Source organism: Streptomyces sp. NPDC001714 (genome assembly GCF_042892755.1).
Taxonomy (GTDB): domain Bacteria; phylum Actinomycetota; class Actinomycetes; order Streptomycetales; family Streptomycetaceae; genus Streptomyces.
Genome location: NZ_JBIAUL010000019.1, coordinates 45,459 through 68,659, shown reverse-complemented (window position 1 = coordinate 68,659; position 23,201 = coordinate 45,459). Strand labels below are relative to the sequence as shown.

General features: G+C 69.1%; 18 protein-coding genes and 1 riboswitch. Of the genes, 13 read left to right on the top strand and 5 right to left on the bottom strand.

Annotation, left to right across the window (positions count from 1 at the left end):
• Positions 1–67: 67 nt before the first annotated feature.
• Positions 68–742 carry an AAA family ATPase gene (locus tag ACFY0P_RS39060; RefSeq protein WP_388924932.1) on the bottom strand — a complete coding sequence of 225 codons (675 nt, stop codon included), beginning with the start codon at positions 740–742 and terminating at the stop codon, positions 68–70.
• A 183-nt stretch (positions 743–925) separates the two neighbouring features.
• Positions 926–1,023, top strand: a riboswitch (glycine riboswitch).
• 158 nt (positions 1,024–1,181) lie between these two features.
• Here ACFY0P_RS39060 and gcvT point away from each other — a divergent pair.
• From gcvT to ACFY0P_RS39005, 11 genes are all read left to right on the top strand, one after another.
• A complete protein-coding gene (gene gcvT / locus ACFY0P_RS39055) occupies positions 1,182–2,309 on the top strand; it encodes a glycine cleavage system aminomethyltransferase GcvT (RefSeq protein WP_388924606.1) in 1,128 nt (375 codons plus the stop codon).
• Between the two features lie 123 nt (positions 2,310–2,432).
• Positions 2,433–2,810, top strand: coding sequence for a glycine cleavage system protein GcvH (gcvH, locus tag ACFY0P_RS39050; RefSeq protein ID WP_388924603.1), 378 nt, complete (start codon positions 2,433–2,435; stop codon positions 2,808–2,810).
• 39 nt (positions 2,811–2,849) lie between these two features.
• Positions 2,850–4,112 carry a serine hydroxymethyltransferase gene (glyA, locus tag ACFY0P_RS39045; RefSeq protein ID WP_388924600.1) on the top strand — a complete coding sequence of 421 codons (1,263 nt, stop codon included), beginning with the start codon at positions 2,850–2,852 and terminating at the stop codon, positions 4,110–4,112.
• A gap of 56 nt (positions 4,113–4,168) precedes the next feature.
• Positions 4,169–5,536, top strand: a complete 1,368-nt coding sequence (locus ACFY0P_RS39040; RefSeq protein ID WP_388924597.1) for an L-serine ammonia-lyase — start codon at positions 4,169–4,171, stop codon at positions 5,534–5,536.
• Positions 5,537–5,923: 387 nt separating this feature from the next.
• Positions 5,924–6,412 (top strand): hypothetical protein, encoded by a 489-nt coding sequence (locus tag ACFY0P_RS39035; RefSeq protein ID WP_388924594.1) that lies wholly within the window; start codon positions 5,924–5,926, stop codon positions 6,410–6,412.
• Positions 6,346–6,633 (top strand): nucleotidyl transferase AbiEii/AbiGii toxin family protein, encoded by a 288-nt coding sequence (locus ACFY0P_RS39030; RefSeq protein ID WP_388924929.1) that lies wholly within the window; start codon positions 6,346–6,348, stop codon positions 6,631–6,633. Before ACFY0P_RS39035 ends, ACFY0P_RS39030 begins: the two co-directional genes overlap by 67 nt.
• Before the next feature lie 37 nt (positions 6,634–6,670).
• The gene (locus tag ACFY0P_RS39025; protein ID WP_293996899.1) at positions 6,671–6,913 is read left to right on the top strand and encodes a type II toxin-antitoxin system VapB family antitoxin; all 243 of its coding nucleotides are present in this window, start codon (positions 6,671–6,673) and stop codon (positions 6,911–6,913) included.
• A complete protein-coding gene (locus ACFY0P_RS39020; protein WP_388924590.1) occupies positions 6,913–7,332 on the top strand; it encodes a PIN domain nuclease in 420 nt (139 codons plus the stop codon). The genes ACFY0P_RS39025 and ACFY0P_RS39020 overlap by 1 nt, the downstream gene beginning before the upstream one ends.
• 497 nt (positions 7,333–7,829) lie before the next feature.
• The gene (locus ACFY0P_RS39015) at positions 7,830–9,626 is read left to right on the top strand and encodes an SGNH/GDSL hydrolase family protein (protein ID WP_388924587.1); all 1,797 of its coding nucleotides are present in this window, start codon (positions 7,830–7,832) and stop codon (positions 9,624–9,626) included.
• A gap of 152 nt (positions 9,627–9,778) precedes the next feature.
• Positions 9,779–10,471 (top strand): hypothetical protein, encoded by a 693-nt coding sequence (locus tag ACFY0P_RS39010; protein WP_388924584.1) that lies wholly within the window; start codon positions 9,779–9,781, stop codon positions 10,469–10,471.
• A gap of 546 nt (positions 10,472–11,017) precedes the next feature.
• Complete coding sequence (locus ACFY0P_RS39005; protein ID WP_388924581.1) at positions 11,018–11,452, top strand: Uma2 family endonuclease; 435 nt, start codon at positions 11,018–11,020, stop codon at positions 11,450–11,452.
• Between the two features lie 119 nt (positions 11,453–11,571).
• On the opposite strand, the gene ACFY0P_RS39000 is transcribed toward ACFY0P_RS39005, so the two are convergent.
• A complete protein-coding gene (locus tag ACFY0P_RS39000) occupies positions 11,572–11,781 on the bottom strand; it encodes a DUF2399 domain-containing protein (RefSeq protein ID WP_388924926.1) in 210 nt (69 codons plus the stop codon).
• 311 nt (positions 11,782–12,092) lie between these two features.
• Positions 12,093–14,993, bottom strand: coding sequence for a SpoIIE family protein phosphatase (locus ACFY0P_RS38995; RefSeq protein ID WP_388924578.1), 2,901 nt, complete (start codon positions 14,991–14,993; stop codon positions 12,093–12,095).
• Positions 14,994–15,334: 341 nt separating this feature from the next.
• Between ACFY0P_RS38995 and ACFY0P_RS38990 the strand changes: the two genes are divergently transcribed.
• A complete protein-coding gene (locus ACFY0P_RS38990; protein ID WP_388924575.1) occupies positions 15,335–15,889 on the top strand; it encodes a PQQ-binding-like beta-propeller repeat protein in 555 nt (184 codons plus the stop codon).
• Positions 15,890–15,894: 5 nt separating this feature from the next.
• Complete coding sequence (locus tag ACFY0P_RS38985; protein WP_388924572.1) at positions 15,895–16,032, top strand: hypothetical protein; 138 nt, start codon at positions 15,895–15,897, stop codon at positions 16,030–16,032.
• Between the two features lie 69 nt (positions 16,033–16,101).
• Here the strand turns inward: ACFY0P_RS38985 and ACFY0P_RS38980 are convergent, their stop codons facing one another.
• Together ACFY0P_RS38980 and ACFY0P_RS38975 are read right to left on the bottom strand one after the other, a co-directional pair.
• Entirely contained in the window at positions 16,102–18,276 is a 2,175-nt protein-coding gene (locus ACFY0P_RS38980; protein WP_388924569.1) for a SpoIIE family protein phosphatase, read from the bottom strand.
• Between the two features lie 664 nt (positions 18,277–18,940).
• Positions 18,941–23,023, bottom strand: coding sequence for a carboxypeptidase regulatory-like domain-containing protein (locus ACFY0P_RS38975; RefSeq protein ID WP_388924566.1), 4,083 nt, complete (start codon positions 23,021–23,023; stop codon positions 18,941–18,943).
• Positions 23,024–23,201: the final 178 nt, after the last annotated feature.

The window sequence follows — 23,201 nt, the reverse complement described above, 5'->3', positions numbered from 1 at the left end:
CCACCCCACCAGCCGGTTCGGGCCGCGAAAGGCGGCCCCGGCGACCGCGGTCCCGGCGACCGCGGTCTCAGCGCGCGAAGGCGATCCGGCGCAGGACGTCCGCCGCCTCCCGGTCCAGGAGGACCGCCGAGCCGACGCCCTCGGGCAGTTTCCCGCTCTCCGCCGCGCGCAGCAGCCGCCCGGCCGCCCTGCGGTGGCGCAGGAAGGCGTACCGGGAGACGCCCCGGCCGCGCTCGCGCTGGCCGTCCCGTGCCGTGCCCGGCGTGACGTCGAGGAGCAGCAGGTGCAGGGTGCCGCCGCGGCGGCGGGCCTCCCGGGCCAGCCAGTCGCGCACCCAGGCCTGGGTCCCGCAGTCGTGCACGACCACGCCCTCGCCGGAACGCAGGGCCCGGCGCAGCCCCGCGTAGTGGGCGAGGCGGACCAGCGGGCGGTAGACGGCGTACGGCAGGAGACGGGCCAGCCGGGCGTCCCAGCGGTCGCGGGTGTCCTGGGAGTCGATGCGGATGCCCTGGACGGTGCGGTGCATCAGGGTGGACTTGCCGCTGCCGGGCAGCCCGGTGACCACGACCAGGTCACGGGGGCCGAAGAGGAGGCCGTGCGGGCTGTGTCCGGCACGGTCGCGCAGGTCGCGGACGACCGGTGCTGGGAGTTCGCCGCACCGCTCGCGGGCCGGGGCCGCGGGCTGCCGTGGCAGGGCGAGGCCCGTCGTCGTCGCGTATGCCCTGGTCCTTGTCACCGTGATCGTCCTCCCTGGGGGTTCAGGAAAGGTTCTCCCCACTTAACGTAAAGAGAAGGTAATGCACGAGGTCTCGCGGTTCGGTCCGCTTCCTGCCACAGGCCCGTCACAGAACGGAGGGGCAGGTCCGGCCTGCCACGGCCCCGGGCGGCGTGCAATGATGTGCGCGCCAACTGCATACCGGCCGCTTGAATCCGCGCGGGAGAGTCCCCAGCCAGCTTCGCTGGGGCGCCGAAGGAGCAAGTCCCTCCCTTGAATCTCTCAGGCCCCGTTACCGCGCGGGCGAGGCACATCTGAAAAGCGGGCCGCTGTGTCAGTGGCTCCACCCAAGGTGCAAGCCGTGACCACATCCGTGGTCAGGGCGAACCTCTCAGGTTCCGATGACAGATGGGGAGGACAGCCCTCGCCTGTCATGCCCTTGGGACCTTCGGGAGACGACCGACCGATGAGCAGTACCGATTCCGCCGCACCCCGCCGTACCGCGCTCGATGCCCTGCACCGCTCGCTCGGCGCGACCATGACCGACTTCGCCGGCTGGGACATGCCCCTGCGCTACGGCTCCGAGCGCGACGAGCACGTCGCGGTACGGACGAAGGCAGGGCTCTTCGACCTCTCCCACATGGGCGAGATCACCGTGACCGGCCCCCAGGCCGCCGCCCTGCTCAACCACGCCCTGGTCGGCAACATCGCCTCCGTGGGCGTGGGCCGGGCCCGCTACACCATGATCTGCCGGGCCGACGGCGGCATCCTGGACGACCTGATCGTCTACCGGCTGGCCGAGACCGAGTACCTGGTCGTCGCCAACGCCTCCAACGCCCAGGTCGTCCTCGACGCGCTCGTGGAGCGTTCCGCCGGGTTCGACGCCGAGGTGCGCGACGACCGGGACGCGTACGCGCTGATCGCCGTCCAGGGGCCCGAGTCGCCCGGGATCCTGAAGTCGCTCACCGACGCCGACCTGGACGGGCTGAAGTACTACGCCGGGCTGCCCGGCACCGTCGCCGGCGTCCCGGCCCTGATCGCGCGCACCGGCTACACCGGTGAGGACGGCTTCGAGCTGTTCGTGAAGCCGGAGCACGCCGTGGAGCTGTGGCAGGCGCTGACCAAGGCGGGCGAGGGCGTCGGCCTGGTGCCGTGCGGGCTGTCCTGCCGGGACACGCTGCGGCTCGAAGCGGGCATGCCGCTGTACGGGCACGAGCTCACCACCTCCCTCACCCCCTTCGACGCCGGGCTCGGCCGGGTGGTGAAGTTCGAGAAGGAGGGCGACTTCGTGGGCCGCGCGGCGCTCGCCGAGGCCGCCGCCCGTGCGGAGCAGAACCCGCCGCGGGTGCTCGTCGGCCTGGTCGCCGAGGGCCGCCGGGTCCCGCGCGCCGGATACCCCGTGGTCGCCGGCGGCGAGGTGATCGGCGAGGTCACCTCGGGCGCCCCCTCCCCGACCCTGGGCAGGCCGATCGCCATGGCGTACGTCGACGCGGCGCACTCGGCGCCGGGCACGGCGGGCGTCGGCGTCGACATCCGGGGCAGTCACGAGCCGTACGAGGTCGTGCCGCTGCCGTTCTACAAGCGCCGGAAGTGACCGCCCCCACGGGCGTCGGCAGCAGCCACCGGGCGTGACCTGGCGCACATCGCCGCTGGTCACGCACGTTCCCAGCAGTCCCCCTTCCACCAGCACTCCCCCGCGTACAGGAGAATTCAGGCCATGAGCAACCCCCAGCAGCTGCGTTACAGCAAGGAGCACGAGTGGCTGACGGCCGCCGAGGACGGCGTGGCGACGGTCGGCATCACGGAGCACGCGGCCAACGCGCTCGGTGACGTCGTCTTCGTCCAGCTCCCGGCGGTCGGCGACACGGTGACCGCGGGCGACTCCTGCGGCGAGCTGGAGTCGACCAAGTCGGTGTCCGACCTGTACGCGCCGGTCACCGGTGAGATCACCGCGGTCAACGAGGACGTCGTCGACGACCCGTCCCTGGTGAACTCGGCCCCCTTCGAGGGCGGCTGGCTGTTCAAGGTGCGCGTCACGGACGAGCCGGGCGACCTGCTCTCCGCCGACGAGTACACCGCCTTCACCGCCGGCTGAGAGCCGCCGCAGACCCCGGCCTAGGAGTCGTAGAAACAGATGTCCGTTCTGAACACGCCCCTGCACGAGCTCGACCCCGAGGTAGCCGCCGCGGTCGACGCCGAGCTGGTGCGCCAGCAGTCCACCCTGGAGATGATCGCCTCGGAGAACTTCGCTCCGCTGGCGGTCATGGAGGCGCAGGGCTCGGTCCTCACCAACAAGTACGCCGAGGGCTACCCGGGCCGCCGCTACTACGGCGGCTGCGAGCACGTCGACGTCACCGAGCAGATCGCCATCGACCGGGTGAAGGAACTGTTCGGCGCCGAGTACGCCAACGTGCAGCCGCACTCCGGTGCCTCCGCCAACCAGGCGGCCCTGTTCGCGCTGGCCCAGCCCGGCGACACCATCCTGGGCCTGGACCTCGCCCACGGCGGCCACCTGACCCACGGCATGCGGCTGAACTTCTCCGGCAAGCAGTTCGACGTGGTCGCCTACCACGTGGACGACTCCGGTCTGGTCGACATGGCCGAGGTGGAGCGGCTCGCCAAGGAGCACCGGCCGAAGGTGATCATCGCGGGCTGGTCGGCGTACCCGCGGCAGCTGGACTTCGCGGAGTTCCGGCGGATCGCCGACGAGGTCGAGGCGTACCTGTGGGTCGACATGGCCCACTTCGCCGGCCTGGTGGCGGCGGGGCTGCACCCGAACCCGGTCCCCTACGCCGACGTGGTCACCTCCACCACCCACAAGACCCTCGGCGGTCCCCGCGGCGGCATCATCCTGGCCCGCAAGGACTTCGCGAAGAAGCTGAACTCGTCCGTCTTCCCGGGCTTCCAGGGCGGTCCCCTGGAGCACGTGATCGCGGCGAAGGCGGTCTCCTTCAAGGTCGCGGCGAGCGAGGACTTCAAGGAGCGCCAGCGTCGTACGGTGGAGGGTGCGCGGATCCTGGCGGAGCGGCTCACCGCCGCCGACGCCCGGGAGGCCGGCGTGAACGTCCTGTCCGGCGGCACGGACGTGCACCTGATCCTCGTCGACCTGCGCGAGTCCGAGCTGGACGGGCAGCAGGCCGAGGACCGTCTCCACGAGGTCGGCATCACGGTCAACCGCAACGCCGTCCCGAACGACCCGCGGCCGCCGATGGTCACCTCGGGTCTGCGGATCGGCACCCCGGCGCTGGCCACCCGCGGCTTCACGGCCGAGGACTTCGCCGAGGTCGCGGACGTGATCGCCGAGACGCTGAAGCCGTCCTACGACGCCCAGGCGCTCAGGGCCCGGGTGGTGGCCCTGACCGACAGGCACCCGCTGTACCCCGGTCTCGACAAGTAGTTCCCCGGTGGGGGCACCCGATGGCGTGTGCCCCCACCCTGTTCGGAGGAGTTCCCGTGGCCATCTCGGTCTTCGACCTGTTCTCGATCGGCATCGGCCCGTCGAGCTCCCACACCGTCGGCCCGATGCGCGCGGCCCGTATGTTCGCCCGCCGGCTGCGCAACGAGGACCTGCTGGAGTCCGTCGCGTCGATACGCTCCGAGCTGTACGGCTCCCTCGGCGCGACCGGCCACGGCCACGGCACCCCGAAGGCGGTGCTGCTCGGCCTGGAGGGCGCCTCGCCGCGCACGGTGGACGTGGAGACGGCCGACGACCGGATCGAGACGATCAAGGCCACGAAGCGCCTGTCGCTGCTCGGCGAGCACGAGATCGCGTTCTCCTTCGACGACGACCTGAAGCTCCACCGCCGCAAGGCGCTCCCGTACCACGCGAACGGCATGACCCTGTGGGCGTACGACGCGCAGGGCGCCGAACTCCTCACCAAGACGTACTACTCGGTCGGCGGCGGGTTCGTCGTCGACGAGGACGCGGTCGGCGCGGATCGCATCGTGCTGGACGACACGGTCCTGAAGTACCCCTTCCGCACGGGCGACGAGCTGCTGCGCCTGACGAAGGACACGGGTCTGTCGATCTCCGCGCTGATGCTGGAGAACGAGCGGGCCTGGCGCACCGAGGACGAGATCCGCGCGGGCCTGCTGGACATCTGGCGGGTGATGCAGGCGTGCGTCTCGCGCGGTATGACCCGGGAGGGCATCCTGCCGGGCGGGCTGCGGGTGAAACGCCGGGCCGCCGTGACCGCCCGCCAGCTGCGGGCCGAGGGCGACCCGCTGGCGCACGCGATGGAGTGGATCACGCTCTACGCGATGGCCGTGAACGAGGAGAACGCGGCGGGCGGCCGGGTGGTCACCGCCCCCACGAACGGCGCCGCGGGCATCATCCCGGCGGTCCTGCACTACTACATCAACTTCGTCCCGGGCGCCGACGAGGACGGCGTGGTCCGCTTCCTCCTCGCCGCCGGCGCGATCGGCATGCTCTTCAAGGAGAACGCGTCCATCTCCGGCGCCGAGGTCGGCTGCCAGGGCGAGGTCGGCTCGGCCTGCTCGATGGCGGCGGGCGCGCTCGCCGAGGTCCTCGGCGGCTCCCCCGAACAGGTGGAGAACGCGGCCGAGATCGGCATGGAGCACAACCTCGGCCTCACCTGCGACCCGGTCGGCGGCCTGGTCCAGATCCCCTGCATCGAGCGCAACGGCATGGCCGCGGTCAAGGCGGTCACGGCGGCCCGCATGGCCATGCGCGGCGACGGCTCCCACAAGGTGTCCCTGGACAAGGTCATCAAGACCATGAAGGACACCGGCGCCGACATGAGCGTCAAGTACAAGGAGACGGCCCGGGGCGGGCTCGCGGTGAACATCATCGAGTGCTAGGGAACGGGCCCTGAGCAGCTCGTTCGTTACTTTCGGTGCTGTCGGGGCCTTCCCTGCTTACGTGGCGGAACGTCCCCGAGAAGTCCCTGGGACAGGCTTGAAAGTCCCCGGGAAGTCCCCATAAAAGTAGCTCTTGACCTGCAGTTTCGCGGCACGTGATCAATACCGGATGCGCCGCCCACCCACCACTGGACGCATCAGCTCGAACCCCTGAGTCCGCCTGAGGGTTCTCATTCGATAGATGCTGCGGAAAACTCACGTCTGGAACAGCGGCTGGCCGGCCTCTCCCCCACATTCACGACGGGGCAGGCGCGTCAGGACCGTGCCCTCCCCCGCGATCTGGCGCACTTGGCCACAGAAGCGCGGACAGACGAACTGTCCCGCGCGATGTACCGCCGGGCAGACGCCCCGGAAACGGCGCACTCGGATCTGCTGGCCGCGTGCGCACGGGCCCCTCGCGCCGTCGTATGCGGTGAATCCGTCCTGGCCCTGCATGAGCTGATCGACGACATCCCCGCAGCAGTACACATCGCCGTGCCGCGCGGTACATGCCGCCCGACGATTTCCTTCCCGCCGACCGTCGTGGCGCAGCACGCCGCAAAGACCTTCGACCTCGGTCTCGAACGGTTCGAAGCAGCCCCAGGAGAGACCATCCCCATGTACAAAGCAGCCCGCAGCGTCGTCGACGCGATGCGCCACCGCAGCCGCCTCGGCGAGACCCTCGCCCTGTCCGCGCTCGGCCGCTACCTGCGCCGGAGCAAACGCGGCGGGGTCAGCGAACTCCAGCACATCGCAGGCGTTCATCGCCCCTGGGCCGGGAGCACTTCGTCCTCAAGGGCGACCTGCTGCTCGCCCAGTTCGGCGCACGTCGAATGACCCGCGACATCGACATCCTCGGCCGCTCGTCCCCAGGCACAGAAACCGAAATCATCCGCAGGGTCACGGCCATCGCAGATCGACGACGGCGTCGCATTCGGTCCCACGACACTCAAGACGGTCCCCATCCGCGAGGAGGACGAGGCCGACCAGGTTCCACGACCGAGACGACGGACCCAGCCAGGGCACGCCATACGATATCGCTTCTCGTGCAAATCTGATATCATTTGGTGGTTCTGATCACGCGAGGAGGCCAGTATGGCGAGGACAGTAATCGACCTCGACGAGACCATGGTCGCCGAGGCCATGCGCATCTTCGGCACCAAGACGAAAGCCCAGGCCGTACGCCTCGCCATGGAGGACGCCGTCAAACGGCACCTGCGACAGGAGGGCTTCGACGCCATGGACGCCGGCGACTTCGACTTCAGCGAGATCATCGAGAGCACCGGCCCTCGGAACGCCGACGGAACCCTCAAGCGCGAAGGTGGCCGAGCCGCCTGATGCAGGACCGCTACCTGATCGACAAGTCCGCTCTGGCGCGCTGGACAAAACCCGGCGTCAGAGAGGTACTCAAGCCCCTCCACGAGCGCTACTTGCTCTCAGTCTGCCAACCCACCGAGTACGAGATGATCCACTCGGCCCGGGACACCGCCGAGGCAACGCGAATCAGTACCTGGCTGCGCGCCTTCGACTACCTGCACAGTGACGACCACACTTTCACTCGCGCCCTGGAGGTCCAGCGCCACGCTCTCAACGCAGGCTTCCACCGGGCACTGTCACTCCCCGACCTTCTCATCGCCGCCACAGCGGAGCTGAACCGGCTGACCGTACTCCACTACGACGGCGACTTCGACATGATCGCCTCCCTCACCGGCCAACCCACCGAGTGGGTCGTGGCACCAGGCAACGCCGACCGCTGAACGGTACTGAGACCACTGACTCCTACAGGGAGCGTGCCGGCCTCGGCATCGGCGATAGCGTGAGTGCCGAAGGCCCGGACTCCAGGCCACCGCCCGCCACCGCAGCTCGGCCCCCACTGACGCGAATTGAGGACCGGCCATACGCTGCGTGCTGGAGAGCGAGACATCCGGCCGGCCAGGAGGGGGACTGAGATGAGTGCACGCCGCAGGTCGTCGGTGCGGCAGTCTGTTCCGGGACGGGTCACGCCCGGAAGCAGCAGGGACCAATCGGCTGCCATCCTCGGCGGCGGGAGTCGGCGGCCCGCGAGGTGACGAACTTCGCCTTCGAGGCGACAGGGGCCGGGTCCATCGCCGCCCACCGCATCGGAACGGTGATCACCGGCCCGGTCACCCTCCTGTCGGCCGAGTTTGCTCAACGCGGCGCGTGACGTTCAGGCGCCGGGCGGGCTCACCAACCTGCCGCCTGTCCCGCTGTGTCTCGGTCGCACGGACACGCTGTGGCGCGTAGCGAACTCAAACCGCCCCTCGACACCTTCTGCAACTCCCACAACAGCTGCAACGCGGCCAACCCGCCGCACTGCCCTGACGCGGCCTGCTACGCCCAGTACTGGTGGCACGAGACCAACGCGACCTGGAAGAACTGCGCTGCCCCCGCAAACGCCTGCGGCAACGAGAGCATCAAGTACGCAACCCTGCGCGCGGAGCCGGGACGCGGATACCGCCTCCAGACCGGGGCCCCCGTCTGCTCAACCGCCGGGCTGCCGTCGCCCGCACTGATCGTCAACTCCATGCCCGACAACACCAACACCTACAGCGACTGCGGAACGACCGGCACCGACGCGGGCAGCTTCCAGTTCACGTTCTACGCCGACCCCAACGCGACCGGCCCAGGCCTCGGCCAGTACGACGCGAAGGCCGATCTGCACCAGGTCGGCGGTGGCTACAACGGTCACTTCTGGTTCGCCCACACCCGCGATACCGCCCATCTCGGCGGCGACAGCGGTTTGATGACCGTCAAAGGCACCTGGACACTCGACCAGAGCGTGTCGTGGGCCCGTGTCCTGGTGCACCTACCGGACACCGGGGCGCAGTCACGGCAGGCCGCCTATGTGATCGGCGGTTCCGACAGCACCTCACCACACAGGATCGTGGAGCAACGCGCGAGCCGCTGGGTCAGCCTTGGCGCCTTCCACTTCACCGGCACCCCCAGCGTCACCCTCACCAACGCCACCGACGACGGCACTGCAGACGAGGACGTCGCCTGGGACGCCGTCGCCTTCCAACCCTTGCCCGGCAAGCCGAACCACATGGTTGTCGCCATGGGCGACTCGTACTCGTCCGGCGAGGGAGCGTCGGAGGGAAACCAGGACTACTACCCGGAGACCAATTACCGCAACAAAGACGTTCGGGACGCCTGTCACCGTTCTCGTCAGGCTTGGTCGCGGCAGGCGACGATCCCCGGAGAGGCCCTGCCCACGGCGGATCTGGACGACTCGTGGAGCGCGCGGATGGATTATCACCTCATCGCCTGCTCCGGAGCCCGCACCTACAACGTACTAGGCGTGCCACAGAACAACGGCGGGGAGGTACCGCAGATCGACCAAGGCTATCTGGACACGAACACGACCCTGGTCACGATCTCCATCGGCGGTAACGACGCCCGGTTCGGCGACATCATCCAGAAATGCCTGCTGTCTTTCGGGGCGGGCAATTGCGGCGACAAGACATTCGACAGCAGCGACACGGACGGCAATGTCAGCGGGCGAGATCAGAAGTTCGTCGGTCAGACCCTGAAGACGGCTGTCCCAGGCATCATCAACGAACTCGTCCGCCCGGACATCGTCAAGACATTGATGACAATCCATAGCAAGGCGTCGTCCGCGAAGATCGTCCTCATGGGCTACCCGCCTCTCATCTCCGACAGCGGATCCTGCTTGAGGGTCGGCATCGGCACCGCCCAGCTCGGACTCTCAGCGGACTCCGCGAACTGGCTCAACGACACCGCTGGCACCCTGGCTGCGGCAATGAAGGGCGCCGTCGATGACGTGAACGAACAAGGCGTTCTGGCATGGTTCTCGAACCCGACGAACGACTTCGCAGGCAAGGGGGTGTGCGGAAACCCCGAACAGGTCCATGGCATCGTCAAGACCCTCACCACCTCAGACAACCCAGCCCTGGACTGGTCACTCCTGAACAAGTACGGATTGTCCGCCCAGTCGTTCCACCCCAAGGTCGGTGGAGCACGCCTGTACGCCAACTCGCTTGAGCGCACCATGGCAGGCATGGGCCTGTAGTCCGGTCGGTCATTCGTTCCGGGGCCGCCGTAAGCACGGCTGCCCCGGAACGGTCGTATGTAGGTACGGATACTCATGCACGGTCCATCCGTCCTGCCGGACAGTTGCAGCGAGCGCTCAGCGCGGCCACGGATACAAAAAAAGGGGAGAGCATGACAAGAGCTCACAAGACCGTGTGGGGCACGGTCGCCACCGTCGTCGTCTTAGCCCTCTCCGCCTGCTCGTCCCAGGGCCGCGCCGCGAGCCCGAAAGAAGTCCGCAAACTCGCGGGCAGCACCGAGGCGGTACAGGCTCGGCAGAAGACGGAGAGTCGCCTACGGGACGTGGTCCGCGCGTACGACGAGCACACCCCCCTCACCCTCGCCATCGTCGTCGTACGCGACACGTGCCTGGGAGGAAAAGGAAAACAGTGGTTCGACTCGAACGGCGACGACCAGTACAAGATCCGCTGTTCGATGTGGGTCACCGCGTACTACGGAGCCGACCAGAAACGAATCGTCCCCGTCCTCGACGGCGTACTCACCGCCGGCGACCGGACCGGGTCCATCATCCCGTTCACCCATGACACCTACGGGCAGTTCGTCGAGTACTACCGCGGTCACGGCGGTCATGGGGAAGTACCTGAGCTGTCCCTTCCTGATCACACTCTGTCCTGGGACCCCGTACGTGACCGCCGACCGGATCTGATGGTCAAGGAACCCGGCAAGTGCCCGACCGACGATCCACCGCTGACCCGATGTGTGCGGGAGCCGGACGCCGAGACGGTGGCCGCCATCCGCAAGCAGTACGGCATGGTGTTCAAACTCGATCTCGCCTCCCCCGAATACTACAAAGTGTCCAAATAAGACCACCACCGGTGAGGCCTCCGCCGGCCGAAGCCATCGCATGACGCCCGAGCATCAACCGCCCAGTCCCGCATGGCGTCTCACGCAGCATGGGATATGTTGCAATCAGCTCACGACGAGAAGTCCCCAAAAAGTCCCCGCCGTGATTCAAGGCTAGCCTCGGCATACCAAAACTGCAGGTCAACCCCATGATCGACAGCCGTCCACATGTACGTCAAGTACAAGGAGACAGCGCGCGGAGGGCTCGCGGTGAACATCATCGAGTGCTAGCGAAACAGGCCCTGACCAGTACGTTCGTGCCTTTCAGCGCTGTCAGGGCCTTCCCTGCTTACGCGGCGGAAAGTCCCCGGAAAGTCCCTGGGACAGACTTGAAAGTCCCCGGAAAGTCCCCAGGATGTCCCCATGAAAGGGACTCTTGACCTGGGGGTTCGCGGGGTAGCGGGCGGTGCGCTGTGTTCGTGTTCGAGTTGACCGTGAACTTCCCGGTACGCGTCGAAGTCGCCATTGACCCCGAAAGGCGAGGAGCACTCAAGCACCATCAGGTCGATGCAGATCGACTCGGCCGCCGCCCTCGGCCGTCATGCGAAGGTCACCTCCGACCTCTACATCGACTTCCCCGCCGACGAGAACTCCGCCCCCGACCTGGCCATCCTGCGCGAGGACGCGCGCAAGGAAGGCAAGCGCTACAGCTTCGAGGACGTCCTGCTGATCTCGGAGGTCGTCTCCACGTCCTCCGCCCGCAAGGACTACGACGACTGCACCGCGAAGTACGGCCGGTACGGCATCCCCGTCTACCTCGTCGTGGACCCCTACGCCCGGGAGGTCGTCCTGCACACCGAGCCCACCGCAAGCGGCTACAGCACCGCACACACCCGCGCATACGGCACAGGCAGGCTCCCCATCCCCCTGGCCGACGGCCGCACCTTCACCCTCGACCTCGACGAACTCCCCGTACCGGAACCGGAAGCCGACGCTCGCTGAGAAGACGGGGCCCCGTTCCGGTCGGCCCCGGGGGCTCGGGAACCGCCACCGACTCGCCGGCGGATGCCGAACGACGCACCGTGGTGGACAGATCGATCCGACCACCACCGGACGCCGGGTCAGGTGCGGGTGAGGTCGGACAGGAGCGCGAGCAGGAGGCGTTCCTCCATGACCGCGCTTCCCGACGCCTCCATCGCGCGGGCCAGTCCAGGATCCCAGGGGCTGGCCGCGAGCGGTGTGGACTCGCCCTCGCCGAGTGCCGCCGTGTAGTCGGCGGCCGTCATCCGCCAGGGGCGGGCACCGTGGCGGGCCACGGTGCCCGCGGTGATGCGCAGGCCGGCCCAGTCGAAGTCGGCGCGCCAGTTCGGCCGCCTCCCGCGCGTGCGGCGTCAGCGAGCAGTTTTTCGAGCGGGGTGCCGGGGACGAGGGCCTTGGTGCCACCGGTGGCCCACACTCGGCGAGGACCCGCAGCGGCAGGGCGTCGACCGCGTGTCCGGGGATCCGTTCCAAGTCGTCGGCCAGCCTTTCGAGCACGCGTACCGCCGCGTCGAGGAACAGCGCGTCCCCCCGGCGTACGAGACGGGTGAGGGTGCCGTCGGCGGCGATCCTGTCCAGCCACGTGGCGAACCATCCCTGCCCGTCACGGCAGGGGTTGTTCGGTCCAGATGATCTTGCCATCCGTGGTGTAGCGGGTTCCCCAGTGCTGGGTGAACTGGGCGATGAGGAAGAGTCCTCGTCCGTCCTCGTCCGTGTTCCGGGCGCGGCGCAGCCGGGGCGACGTGCTGCTGCCGTCGGAGACCTCACAGATCAGTGCGCGGTCGCAGAGCAGCCGGAGCCGGATCGGGCCGCTCGCGTGCCGGATGGCGTTGGTGACCAGTTCGCTGGCGACGAGTTCGGTGGTGAAGGCCAGTTGGTCCAGCCCCCAGGCGGCCAGCTGCTTGGTGACGGCCGCGCGGGAGCGGGAGACGATCGCTGGGTCGCTGGGCCACTCCCACTCGGCGACCTGCTCCGGCCCCAGGGCGTGCGTACGGGCGACGAGCAAGGCCACGTCGTCACTCGGGCGGGACGGGAGCAGTGCGTCCAGGACCGCGTCGCAGGTGTCTTCCGGCGCCCGGTCGGCACAGGCCAGGACAGCGCGAAGCTTGTCCAGGCCGATGTCGATGTCGCGGCCCCTGTCCTCGGTCAGGCCGTCGGTGTACAGCACCAGTTGACTGCCCTCGGCCAGCTCCAACTCGACTGTCTCGAAGGGCATCCCGCCCAGCCCGAGCGGAGGTCCCGACGGCAGATCGACGAAGTCCACCGCGCCGTCGGGTGTGACCACCGCCGGGGCCGGGTGACCGGCACGAGTGAGGGTGCAGCGCCGGGACACCTGGTCGTACACGGCGTACAGGCAGGTCGCACCGACGATTCCGGAGTCCTCGTAACTGGGCTCCACCGCCCAGCCCTCGCCCCGGTCGAGCCCCCCGACCAGGTCGTCCAGCTGCGTGAGGAGTTCGTCGGGCTGCAGGTCCAGGGAGGAGAAGTTGTGCACGGCGGTGCGCAGCCGGCCCATGGTGGCCGCGGCGTGCAGGCCGTGCCCGACCACGTCGCCGACCACGAGCGCCACGCGGGCGCCGGACAGCGGAATGACGTCAAACCAGTCGCCGCCCACCCCGGCCTGCGCGGGCAGGTAGCGGCAGGCGACCTCGACGGCCGTCGGCTCGGGCCGACCCCGGGGCAGCAGGCTGCGCTGCAGCGCCAGGGCGGTGTTGTGCTCGCGCGTGTAGCGGCGGGCGTTGTCGATGCAGATCGCGGCGCGGCCGACCAGCTCCTGGGCGAGGGACAGGTCGTCGTCTTCGAAGGGGGCGGGCTTCTCGGAGCGGTAGAAGCTCGCCACGCCGAGGATCGTGCCGCGGGCCCGCAGGGGCACCGTGATCAGGGAGTGGATGCCCTGCGCGAGGGCCTGCCCGAACCGTGCCGGATCCTGGGCGACCCAGCCCTCGGCGTCGGCCAGGACGGGTTCGAGCACAGACTGCCCGGTCTCCAGGCAGCGGACCTGCGGGGTGGAGGGAACGTACTGGACGGAGTCGCCGATGCCGTACACGGGCAGCTCCGCACGCACGGTGCCGATCGCGACACGGCGCAGCGAAGTATCCCCACCTAGCGGCCCGGGCTCCTCGCCGAGCAACACGGGGTCGGGCAGATCGACGACCATGAGGTCGGCGAACCGGGGAACTGCCACCTCCACCAGTTCCTCCGCGGTGCGGGTGACGTCCAAGGTGGTGCCGATACGCACACTGGCGTCGTGCAGCAGTTCCAGTCGCTTGCGGGCCAGTACGGCCAGCCTGCCGACGCCGGGCTCGCCGACGAGCAACACCCAGCCGTCTGCTGTGCCGGGGCCGCTGCCGTTCCCGTCGGTTCCGGCCTGGATCCGGGGTTGCGTGCCGGCCACGGGCGGCGCCGCTGCCGTCTGTGGGAGCGGTGGTCGGGCAGCATGTGGGGAGGCCGGGTATGTTCCGCTCCGCCTCGATACCGCGGAGACCGGCCCCAGCGGGATGGTCAGGGGCGGCACGGTCACCGGCGCCGGCTGGGTCGGCTCGGCCGGCGCGGTGAGTCTGACATGACGCAGGTTCGGGCCGCCGAGGACACGGACCTCCACGACCGTACCCGTCTCACCCGCCGCTCCCGTGACCTGGCGGCTCAGCAGTGTGGCGACCCGCCCGCCCGAGAGGACCACCTCGTCGAGGGTGCGCTTCGGTGAAGCGATGAGCTCTTCGGCTTTCTCCCGCAGCACGGCCAGATCGATCGCCCCGAGGCCGCCGCCCTCGGGGCCAGGCCCCGGGAGTGCCTGCGGGGGCTGCTGCGGTAGGCCACCGGCGCCGCACGTGTCGCGACGGGCCCGCCGGTACGCGGCGAGAAGCGCCCGTTCCCGTTCCGTGGCCTGTTCCAACAGCCGCGCCTCGATGTCGCGGGCAGCCTTCCGCACCAGTGCCAGCATGGCGGGGTCGCCGTCGCCACGCAGGCAGGTGAGGTCGAGGACGGCCTCGATACGCCCGCTGAGGGGGTCGCGGATGGGCGCGCCCGCACAGGTGAACGGCTGCAGGCAGTCGGCGAAGTGCTCACGACCGGCGAGATAGATCGGGCCCCGCCCGGCCAGCGCCGTGCCGACACCGTTGGTGCCAGCGACCCGCTCCGAGGCGTCGAAACCGGGGGCGAAGTTGATGTCGTCGAGGCGTTCGAGCAGCTGCCGGCCACTGCCGTACCGATGGACCATGCGGGCCTGCGCGTCGCAGAGCGCGACCGCCATGCTCACGTTGGCGAGCGCCCCGGTCAGGTCTTTCAGCACCGGGGCGCTCGCACGCATGAGGCGGTCGTCCAGCGTCAGGCCAGAGGCATACGGAAGCTGCACCCGGTGCGGCTCGACCCCTTCGGACCTGGACCGCATCCAGGATTCGAGGACCGAGCCCCGTACGTTCGTCTCGACTCGTGCACCGGCCAGAAAACGCTCATGGGCATCGGCGAGTCCGCCGATGTCGTCCCAGGCGACCGACACCGTGCTCACTTCCCTCACCTGGAGGCCCTGTCGCGGGCCGCCTTTCGGGCCGCTTCAGGGATGCCCTCCAACCACTGTGTGGTTAATCCCATTATGCGCGGATCGCGGTGGAAGACGCAGAGACCGAAGGCCCTCGCGAAACCGGCGGTACCGCTCCGCCGGGCACGGTCCCGGTAGCCGCTCAAGAGAGCCCCGGGGAGCCGTCGGCGCACGGACGACCACGGTGAGTTACATCACCAAGCGTGTGATCACGAGCTCGCCCGGCCCAGGAAACGTCGGACTTTGCCGAGCCTCCGGCCGAGCGGGGTGGCCCGGATGCCCTTGCCCCGCTCCCGGCAGCCGATGCGCCTGTGGCACCGGCGATCTCTGCGCTTGACGGCGGCCTCGTTCGACGACCCGACGGGACATCGCCCGGATTCGTGAAGGCCGTCCCCGCCGCCACGGGCGAGGAGGTGTGGCGGCGGCAGAGCGCGATGCCGATGTGCGCGTCGGTGCTGGCCACGCACGGCGACCTGGTGTTCACCGGCGAACCGTCGGGAGAGTTCGACGCGTTTGACGCGCGCACCGGGGAGCTGCTGTGGCAGTTCCAGACAGGAAGCGGCCACCACAGCAGCCCAACCGCCTACAGCGTCGACGGACGGCAGTTCATCGCCGTTCCGGTGGGTTGGGGAGGCTGGCGCTCGTGCTGCTGCGCACCGACGCCGGGCAGCGACAACAGTCCTGGTACGGCGGCCCGGTCCTGGTCATGTCCTGCTCGACGACGGCGACATCGACGCTGCCCGGCAGGCCGCGACCGAAACGCGCGGCCACGACCGACAGTGCTCGTCCTTGCCGACCGGGCCCACGCTGTCCGTCCTGCCGATGTGCCTGCGGTCTACCTACGCGCCCGGCCCAGCCGCTCATGAGACAGATGGACAACGCCATCTACGAGCAGCTGCCCCGTCTGCTGCTGAGTATGCGCGACCGCTGTCGCCGCCTGGGCACCGAAGACGAGTACACCGCGTACCTCAATGCTCTGCGTCCGGCCAGAAGCGCAAGCGGCACCTGATACGGCTCCTCGACCAGCAACGACAGGGGAGACAAGCAGCTCGTCGACGTCGCCCCGGACGCCCATGGATCATGAAGTGGCGGTGACAACCAGTACGGCCTCGTCATCGAGGGTGGCATCGCCCGCGAACGCGGTGACTGCGGCGGTGATGGACTCCATGAGGACGGCGGCGGTGGGCGTGGTGGTCCGGACGGCGGCAAGTCCGTCGGCCAAGCGGTCCTCGCCGAAGAACTCACCGTCGGCCGAACGAGCCTCGGTAATGCCGTCGGTGACCAGGACCAGGCTGTCGCCGGGGTGCAGTTCGATGCCGCACGGACAGACTCCGGGGTCGGGACGGATGCCCAACAGCAGGCCCGGTTCGACGAGTTCCACGACCGTGCCGTCGGCGCGGCGCACGAGTGGCGGGACGTGGCCGGCTCGGATCAGATTCAGCGCGAGATGAGACGAGGTGTGCCGCAGCTCACCGTAGGTGAGCGAAACGAACTGGTCCTCATCGGCGGTGCTCGCCATCAACGCGTCGTTGATGGCGGCGACCACCGCCGCCGGGTCGTTCAGAAGACGTGCGGCGGCGCGTGCGGTGTGCCGGACGATTCCGGTGGTCGTGGCGGCCAGCGCGCCGCGCCCGGACACATCGCCGATCATGAGCACCCAACGGTCGTCGGCCAGTGGGAAGACGTCGTAGAAGTCGCCACCGACGTCGAGTCCTTCACCTGCCGGACGGTACGAGGCCGCCAGGGTGGCGCCGGGAATCCTCGGCAGTTCGGGAGGCAGCAGACCTGCCTGCAGATCGCGGGCCAGCCGGACACGGTCGGTGAACTGGTGAGCGTTGTCGGCACTCGATGCGGCCCGGCGGCCGAGTTCCTGCGCCAGGGCGATCGTGCGGTCGTCCAGGGGAAGGTCGGTGGCCAGAAGGGTCAGCGCGCCAAAGGCGTGGCCCCGGGTAGCCAGTGGCACGCACACATAACCCGTGACACCGAGCTGCGCGCAGCGGCCGTCGGTGTGGGCGGTCTCGGTGGTGCCGGAGGCCAGCACGCGGGCAACCACGGCGTCCACCTCGTCACGCAGTGCGCGGGAAGAGAGGAGCTCTTCTCCGTCCCGGGCCGCCGCGGCGACGGCGATGCGCTGCGCCTGGCCGCGCTCGACGACGTGGACGGAACACAACGGCGCCAGAGCCGGAACGGTCAGCCGCGCCATGCGCTGCAGGCTGTCGGCATAGTGTTTCTCGTGCGCGATGGCGGTACTGGCTTCCAACAGGAAGGCCAGATCCTCATGGGCTGCCCTCTCGCGCTCCTGAGCGGCGTGACTCGCCTCCACCGCGGAGTGGCGTTCGACGGCCAGCGCGGCAATGCGGGTGAACGCCGCGCTGAGCGCGACGTCCTTGTCCGTGGGAGCCCTTCGGGTGCGGTGGTACATCGCGAAGGTGCCCAGCACCCGGCCGTCCGCGTCCTGGATCGGAGTGGACCAGCAGGCCGCGACCCCGGCCCGCGACGCCAGTTCGCGGTAGTCCTGCCACAGGGGATCGGTGGCGATGTCGGTGACGATCACCGGCCGACGCCGGTAGGCGGCCGTGCCGCACGAGCCGACTCCCTCGGCGATGGGCGTCCCGTCGATCGCCTCGTTGTAGAAGTCGGGCAGGCGCGGGGCGGCGCCGTGCCGCAGGCGCTGTCCGTCGGCGTCGACGAGCAGTACCGAGACGATCACGTCCGGGGAGAGCGCCTCGATCGCCGTGGTCATGCCGACAAGGATCTCGTGCAGCGGGGCGTCGCGTGCGATCTGCTCCAGCAGCACTCGCTGCTCGGCCGCCAGGAGATGCGCGTGGTGGTACGCGGTGGTCTCGACTGCGATCACCACGACCCCGTCTATCCGGCCGCCGGCGTCGCGGCGGGGCTCGTAGGTGAAGTCGAAGAACCCTTCCCGCTGTCTGTCCGACCCGCCCAGCAGGAGCCGCCCGTCTCGGGCCCGGTACGCGACGCCGGTGCGGTAGACCTCATCGAGCCGGTTGAGGACGCCCTGCGGAACCAGTTCCGGAACCACCTCTGCGAGCGGCTCGCCGACGCGGCCGCGGTCGCAGCCGACGGTCTCGAAGAACGCCGAGTTCGCCGCCTCCAGCAGGTGCCTGGGGCCAGTGAGCGCAGCGAAGATCACCGGGGCCTGGTCAAACAGGTCCGCATACTCCTCGCTCCGCCGCTCGACGGAGACGGAGTGTGCCGTGACCGAACCGCAAGGTTCGAAATATGTGGACATGACAGGCACCCTCTCCTGCCCCATTCCTCCACTCTGACACGTTTCCGCGTTTCCAGACCCACCGTTACCAGACTTGTACTGCCCGAGATGCACGCCGTCCACGAAGGCGTCTGCGCCCTTTGGCCTCATCGCTACATGTAGAACACACAAGAAAAAAGATATTGAAAGCACACAGGAGGCCCGAACGGGCAGGTGGTTTAGACCAGAATCCATTCAAGAGAATGACCAAATCCCAGGTCACCCGCTATGCGATCTGGGCTTTTTCAGAGCCGCCTTCGGGATTCGAACCCGCAGGCGTCTCGCGCGGCATGGGATACGTTGCAATCAGCTCTCGACAGGAAGTCCCAAAAAGTCCCCGGCGTGATCCAAGGCAACTCCGAGCATGCCAAAACTGGAGGTCAACACCATGATCAACAGCCGTCCGCATGTACGTCAAGTACTCGGAGACGGCGCGCGGGGGGGCTCGCGGTGGACATCATCGAGTGTTAGGGAAACGGGCCCTGACCGGAACGTTCCTGTCTTTCGGTACTGTCGGGACCTTCCCTGCTTGCTGAGGACCGCGCACCGCATCGCGGAAGCGCGCTCCTTGCGCCGGGCCCTGTACCGAAGGCCGGGGTGGGTCGCCCCTGTTCGGGAGCGTCCCACCCCGGCTATCGGTCGTTCTCTACTTTCTCTTGAGGGTGAAGTCCTTGGTGACGGTGGACTTCTTCTTGATCTTCACCGTCGCGACGGTCGGCTGGAAGCCGTCCTTGGCGACGATGACGGTGAGCGGGTTGTTGCGGACGTCGAGCCACAGGGCGTACCCGCCGTGGGTGTCCGTCGTCAGCGTGTAGCTCGTGGCCCAGGTGTCGATCTGGACGGTGGCCCCGGCGATCGGCGCGGTGCCGCCGTTCGCGGTGACCCCCAGCACGGTGCCGGTGATCTTGCCCCAGGTTTTGGGCGGGGCGACGTCCATCTCCACAGGGAGACTGGGCACGGCGTACGGGGTGTCGGAGCTGACGGTCAACCGGGCGGTGAAGGCTCCCGGCTGGGTCACCTCGGCCACGGAGGCGTCCAGGGTGATCGTCACCTTCGAGCTCTTGCCGGGCTGGAGGGTGAGCTGCTGCTCGCTCTCGCTGAGCCAGCTGACGTCGGCCGTTCCTCCCTGGTCGTAGCCCGGCAGCACCTCCACCGTCGTTGCGGGGGTCGCGAGCGCGACGCCGCCCCCGACCTTGAAGAAGCCGAGCGCGCCTCCACCGCGGTAGGTGGCGGTGTCGGTGTTGGGGAGGGCGGTCCAGGTGCCGGCCTCCGGGTCGAAGGCGAAGGCCTGGTTGGTGATGCTGTTCTGGGTGACGCCACTGGCGGTGACGAGCAGGCCGTTGGCGGAGGTGTAGGCGGCGCCCCAGAGGGTGATCGGCAGGTCGGCGACCTGTGACCACGCGTTGGTGGCGGGGTCGTAGACGTAGGAGTGCTTGTCCTCGCTGTTGCCGTTCAGACCGCCGGCGCAGTAGAGCTTGCCGCTGATGCCGGCGCAGGAATTCCAGGAGATCGACTCCGGGTAGTCGGCCACCGTGGACCAGGTGTCGGCGGCCGGGTCGTAGACGGTGACGTCCGTGCTGCCGCAGGATTCCGCCCCGCAGCCGCCGACCACGTAGAGCTTGCCGTCGAGCACGGCGTTGCCGGAGCCGGCGTAGGGCTTGGGCGAGGCGGCGCCGGTGGTCCAGGTGTCGCTTGCCGGGTCGTAGATCTCCAACTTGGAGTCGGGGTCGCCGCTGGCTCCCCAGCCGCCGACGGCGTAGAACTTGCCGTCGATGAAGCCGTGGGCGGGATCCTCCCGGGTGTCCGCCGCGCCGGCCAGCTTGGTCCAGGTACCGGCGACCGGGTCGAGGACGTACATGTCCTTGGTGTCGGCGCTGCCGTTGAAACCGAAGGCGGAGTAGACCTTCCCGTCGTTGGTGGCGACAGCGTTGTCCATCAGCTTGACCGGCAGGTCGGGGGCCGCCTGCCAGGCGTCACCGGCGGCTCCGGGAGCCACCTTGGCGGTGGTGCCCGCGGCGGTCGCGGCGGCCTTGCTCGACAGCGGGGAGTAGGTGCCCTTGACCAGTTTCAGCGGGGCGCCGCCCGCGGACTCGATGCTGAACCCGCCGGACTGTTCCCCCAGTTTGACGGTGGCGGCCGCCGTGCCGGTGTTCTTGACGGTCAGGGTCTGGGTGGTCTGCTGGCCCCAGCCGACCGACGCGGTGAGCGAGGTCTTGTCGAGCGTCAGCTGCCCGGCACCGAGTGCGAAGTCCGCGCCGACCGCACTGTCGGCCGCCACCTTCACCGTCTTGTCGAGGCCGGTGTAGTGCGGCTTCGCCGCGGTGAAGCCGTGGCTGCCGAGGGAGGAGAACAGGGCGTAGACACCGTCGCCCAGAGCGGGGTCGTCGGGAGTGGCGAGGGTGACGGTGCTCTGCTTGTCGTCGTCCTTGTTCGTCACGGTGGCGCCGACCAGGCCCGTGGCGGTGTTGGCATCCGTCACGGTGCCGGTGAGCAGACCGCCGGGCAGGGGCGTGACGTGGCGCTCGCCGACGAAAACGTTGTCGACCTTCCACCACCAGCCGAACGAGCCGGTGAAGTGGAAGCGCAGCTGGACCGATGCCTTGCCGGCGTAGTCGGTCAGCGGGAGCTCGACCTTCTGCGCGCCGAAGGTGGTCTCCGTGGCGGACCAGAGACTGGTCCAGGTGGCACCACCGTCGGTGGTCACGTCGACGCCCGCGCTCTGGCCCCCGATGGCCGAGTAGTCATTGGCGAAGGCGATCTCGGGTGCGGAGTTGTCGGTGAAGTCGTATACCGGGCTGAGCAGTTGGGAGTCCTGGTGCGCGCCGTTGCCGTAGTGGTCGCTGTCGACGACGGCGAACCCGCCGTCGCCGCCGGTGGTGTTGCCGCGTGAGCCCGGGTCGTCGAAGGCCCAGCCGCCGGTCGTCCCGTCGGCGTTGACCACGCTCCAGCCCTTCGGGGCGGAGTCGGTCGAGTCGAACGTCTCGGTGGTGCCTTCGTCGTGCACCGAGTAACCGGTGGGCGCGGTGGCCCCCCACGGGTCGACCGGGACCGCGACGTTCAGACTCTGGTCGGAGTCCGCGACGGTGATCTTCTTGGTGGGCGACGTGTAGCCGGGATAGGCGCTGGTTACGTGCAGGGTGTAGTCGTGGCCCTGGGGCAGCTTCAGGTCGAAGGCGCCGGTGAGCGGGTCGGTCCACACCGGGCCGCCGGGGACGCCGTCCGCGGTGATCTTGGCGTAGAGCGGCCAGCCGTGGCCGGAGCCGTCGGTGACCTTGCCGGAGACCGTCCGGCTGGGGACCGGGGTCAGGGCGAAGTTCTTGGTGAGGGCGTCGCCGTCACCGAGGGACACGCCCGAGGCGGTGCCGGTGGCGTAGCCGTAGGCTTCGACGGTGATGTCGTAGCTGCCGACCGGCAGGACGAGCGAGTAGGTCCCGTCGGCAGCGGTGTGTGCGGTGCCGCCGCCCTGGGTGGTGACGGTGGCTCCGGCGACCGGCTTGCCGGTGCTGTCGTCGGTGACGGTGCCGGAGAGCTTCCCGTGCGGGCCGCTGCGGAACGCGGCCAGCCCGTCGGGGGTGCCCAGGCCGGTCGGGCCGTCGTAGCCGGCACCGGCGGTGCACAGGTACGCGGGGGTGCAGGTGCCGTTGTCGCCTGTGGTCACGTCATTGAGACCGGTACCGGAGGCGTACGGGTAGGAGTTGGGGTACGTACCCGCGACGGGGGTCCCGGCGTCCGCGTACACAGCGGCGATGATCGGTGAGGAGGCGCTGGTGCCGCCGTACACCTGCCAGCCGCCACCGCCGTAGGTCTGGTAGACCGCGACGCCGGTGCCCGGGTCGGCCACGGCGGAGACGTCGGCGACGGTGCGCTTGTCGCATCCGGTGTCCGTCTGGAAGGCCGGCTTGGGCTCGTAGAGGGAGCAGCCGGATCCCGGGCCCAGGCCATCGCGGTTCCAGACCGACTCGGACCAGCCGCGTGCGGTGCCGGAGTCCCGGACCAGTGAGGTGCCGCCGACGGAGGTCACGTAGGGGGAGACGGCAGGGTAGGCCACCCCGTAGTCGCTGTCACCCGAGGAGGCGACCACAGCGACACCGGGGTGGTTGTAATGGGCGTCGTACGTCGTCTCGTCCGGGGTCTCGCCGCTGCCCGGGGTGCTGTTGTAGTTGGTGCCGTAGGAGTTGGAGACGTACTTGGCACCGAGCGCGACCGCCTGGTCGACAGCCGCCCCGAGGTCCTCGAAGCTCGGCTGGTCCGCCTCGACGAGCAGGATGTGCGCGTTCGGCGCGGCCGCGGAGACCATGTCCAGGTCGAGTGAGATCTCGCCGGCCCAGCCGGAGTCGGGCGCGGGGTAGTCGGTGCCGCCGCGCTCGTCGACCTTGGTGAAGCAGCCGTTTGCCGTGGTACAGGCGGGCAGCCCGTACTGCTCGCGGTAGACGGCCAGGTCGGCCTCGGCGCTGGGGTCGTCATAGGCGTCGACGATGGCGATCGTCTGGCCCGCACCGCCGTCCGCGGGAAGGCTGTAGGCGCTCTGCAGGTCCCCGGCGCCGTAGCCGCTGGGGCTGACGGAGGCGGCCAGCAGGCCCTTGACGGCCTTGGTGTCGGTGCGGCGCAGGGCGAAACAGGCGGCCTCGCCCTTCTTGGGCGTGGAACAGGAGGGTTCGAGGGCGACCTTCTTCTTGGCCGAGGACGCCGAGGCAACGGACGGGGGCGCCGCGTGGGCCGGGATCTGCATGCCCAGGACCGTCATTGCGGCGGCACTCAGGACCGTCAGGCAGGCGGCGGCTCTTCGGCGTAAAGCTGAACCGGTTCTCGGTGAGAGGCGCAAAACGTTACTCCTCAGTCTGCATTGCAAGGGTCGACTCGTGTGCGATTCCCGGTCGACGGCGGATACGTGAAGTCGCATTCGCCAC

What these genes read in the sequence shown, in the direction of transcription:
- gcvT (WP_388924606.1), top strand. Translation starts at nt 1,182, where the DNA reads ATGAGCAGTACCGATTCCGCCGCACCCCGCCGTACCGCGCTCGATGCC.
- gcvH (WP_388924603.1), top strand. Translation starts at nt 2,433, where the DNA reads ATGAGCAACCCCCAGCAGCTGCGTTACAGCAAGGAGCACGAGTGGCTG.
- glyA (WP_388924600.1), top strand. Translation starts at nt 2,850, where the DNA reads ATGTCCGTTCTGAACACGCCCCTGCACGAGCTCGACCCCGAGGTAGCC.
- ACFY0P_RS39035 (WP_388924594.1), top strand. Translation starts at nt 5,924, where the DNA reads ATGTACCGCCGGGCAGACGCCCCGGAAACGGCGCACTCGGATCTGCTG.
- ACFY0P_RS39025 (WP_293996899.1), top strand. Translation starts at nt 6,671, where the DNA reads ATGGCGAGGACAGTAATCGACCTCGACGAGACCATGGTCGCCGAGGCC.
- ACFY0P_RS39020 (WP_388924590.1), top strand. Translation starts at nt 6,913, where the DNA reads ATGCAGGACCGCTACCTGATCGACAAGTCCGCTCTGGCGCGCTGGACA.
- ACFY0P_RS39010 (WP_388924584.1), top strand. Translation starts at nt 9,779, where the DNA reads ATGACAAGAGCTCACAAGACCGTGTGGGGCACGGTCGCCACCGTCGTC.
- ACFY0P_RS39005 (WP_388924581.1), top strand. Translation starts at nt 11,018, where the DNA reads ATGCAGATCGACTCGGCCGCCGCCCTCGGCCGTCATGCGAAGGTCACC.
- ACFY0P_RS38985 (WP_388924572.1), top strand. Translation starts at nt 15,895, where the DNA reads ATGGACAACGCCATCTACGAGCAGCTGCCCCGTCTGCTGCTGAGTATG.
- ACFY0P_RS38980 (WP_388924569.1), bottom strand. Translation starts at nt 18,276, where the DNA reads ATGTCCACATATTTCGAACCTTGCGGTTCGGTCACGGCACACTCCGTC.
- ACFY0P_RS38975 (WP_388924566.1), bottom strand. Translation starts at nt 23,023, where the DNA reads ATGCAGATCCCGGCCCACGCGGCGCCCCCGTCCGTTGCCTCGGCGTCC.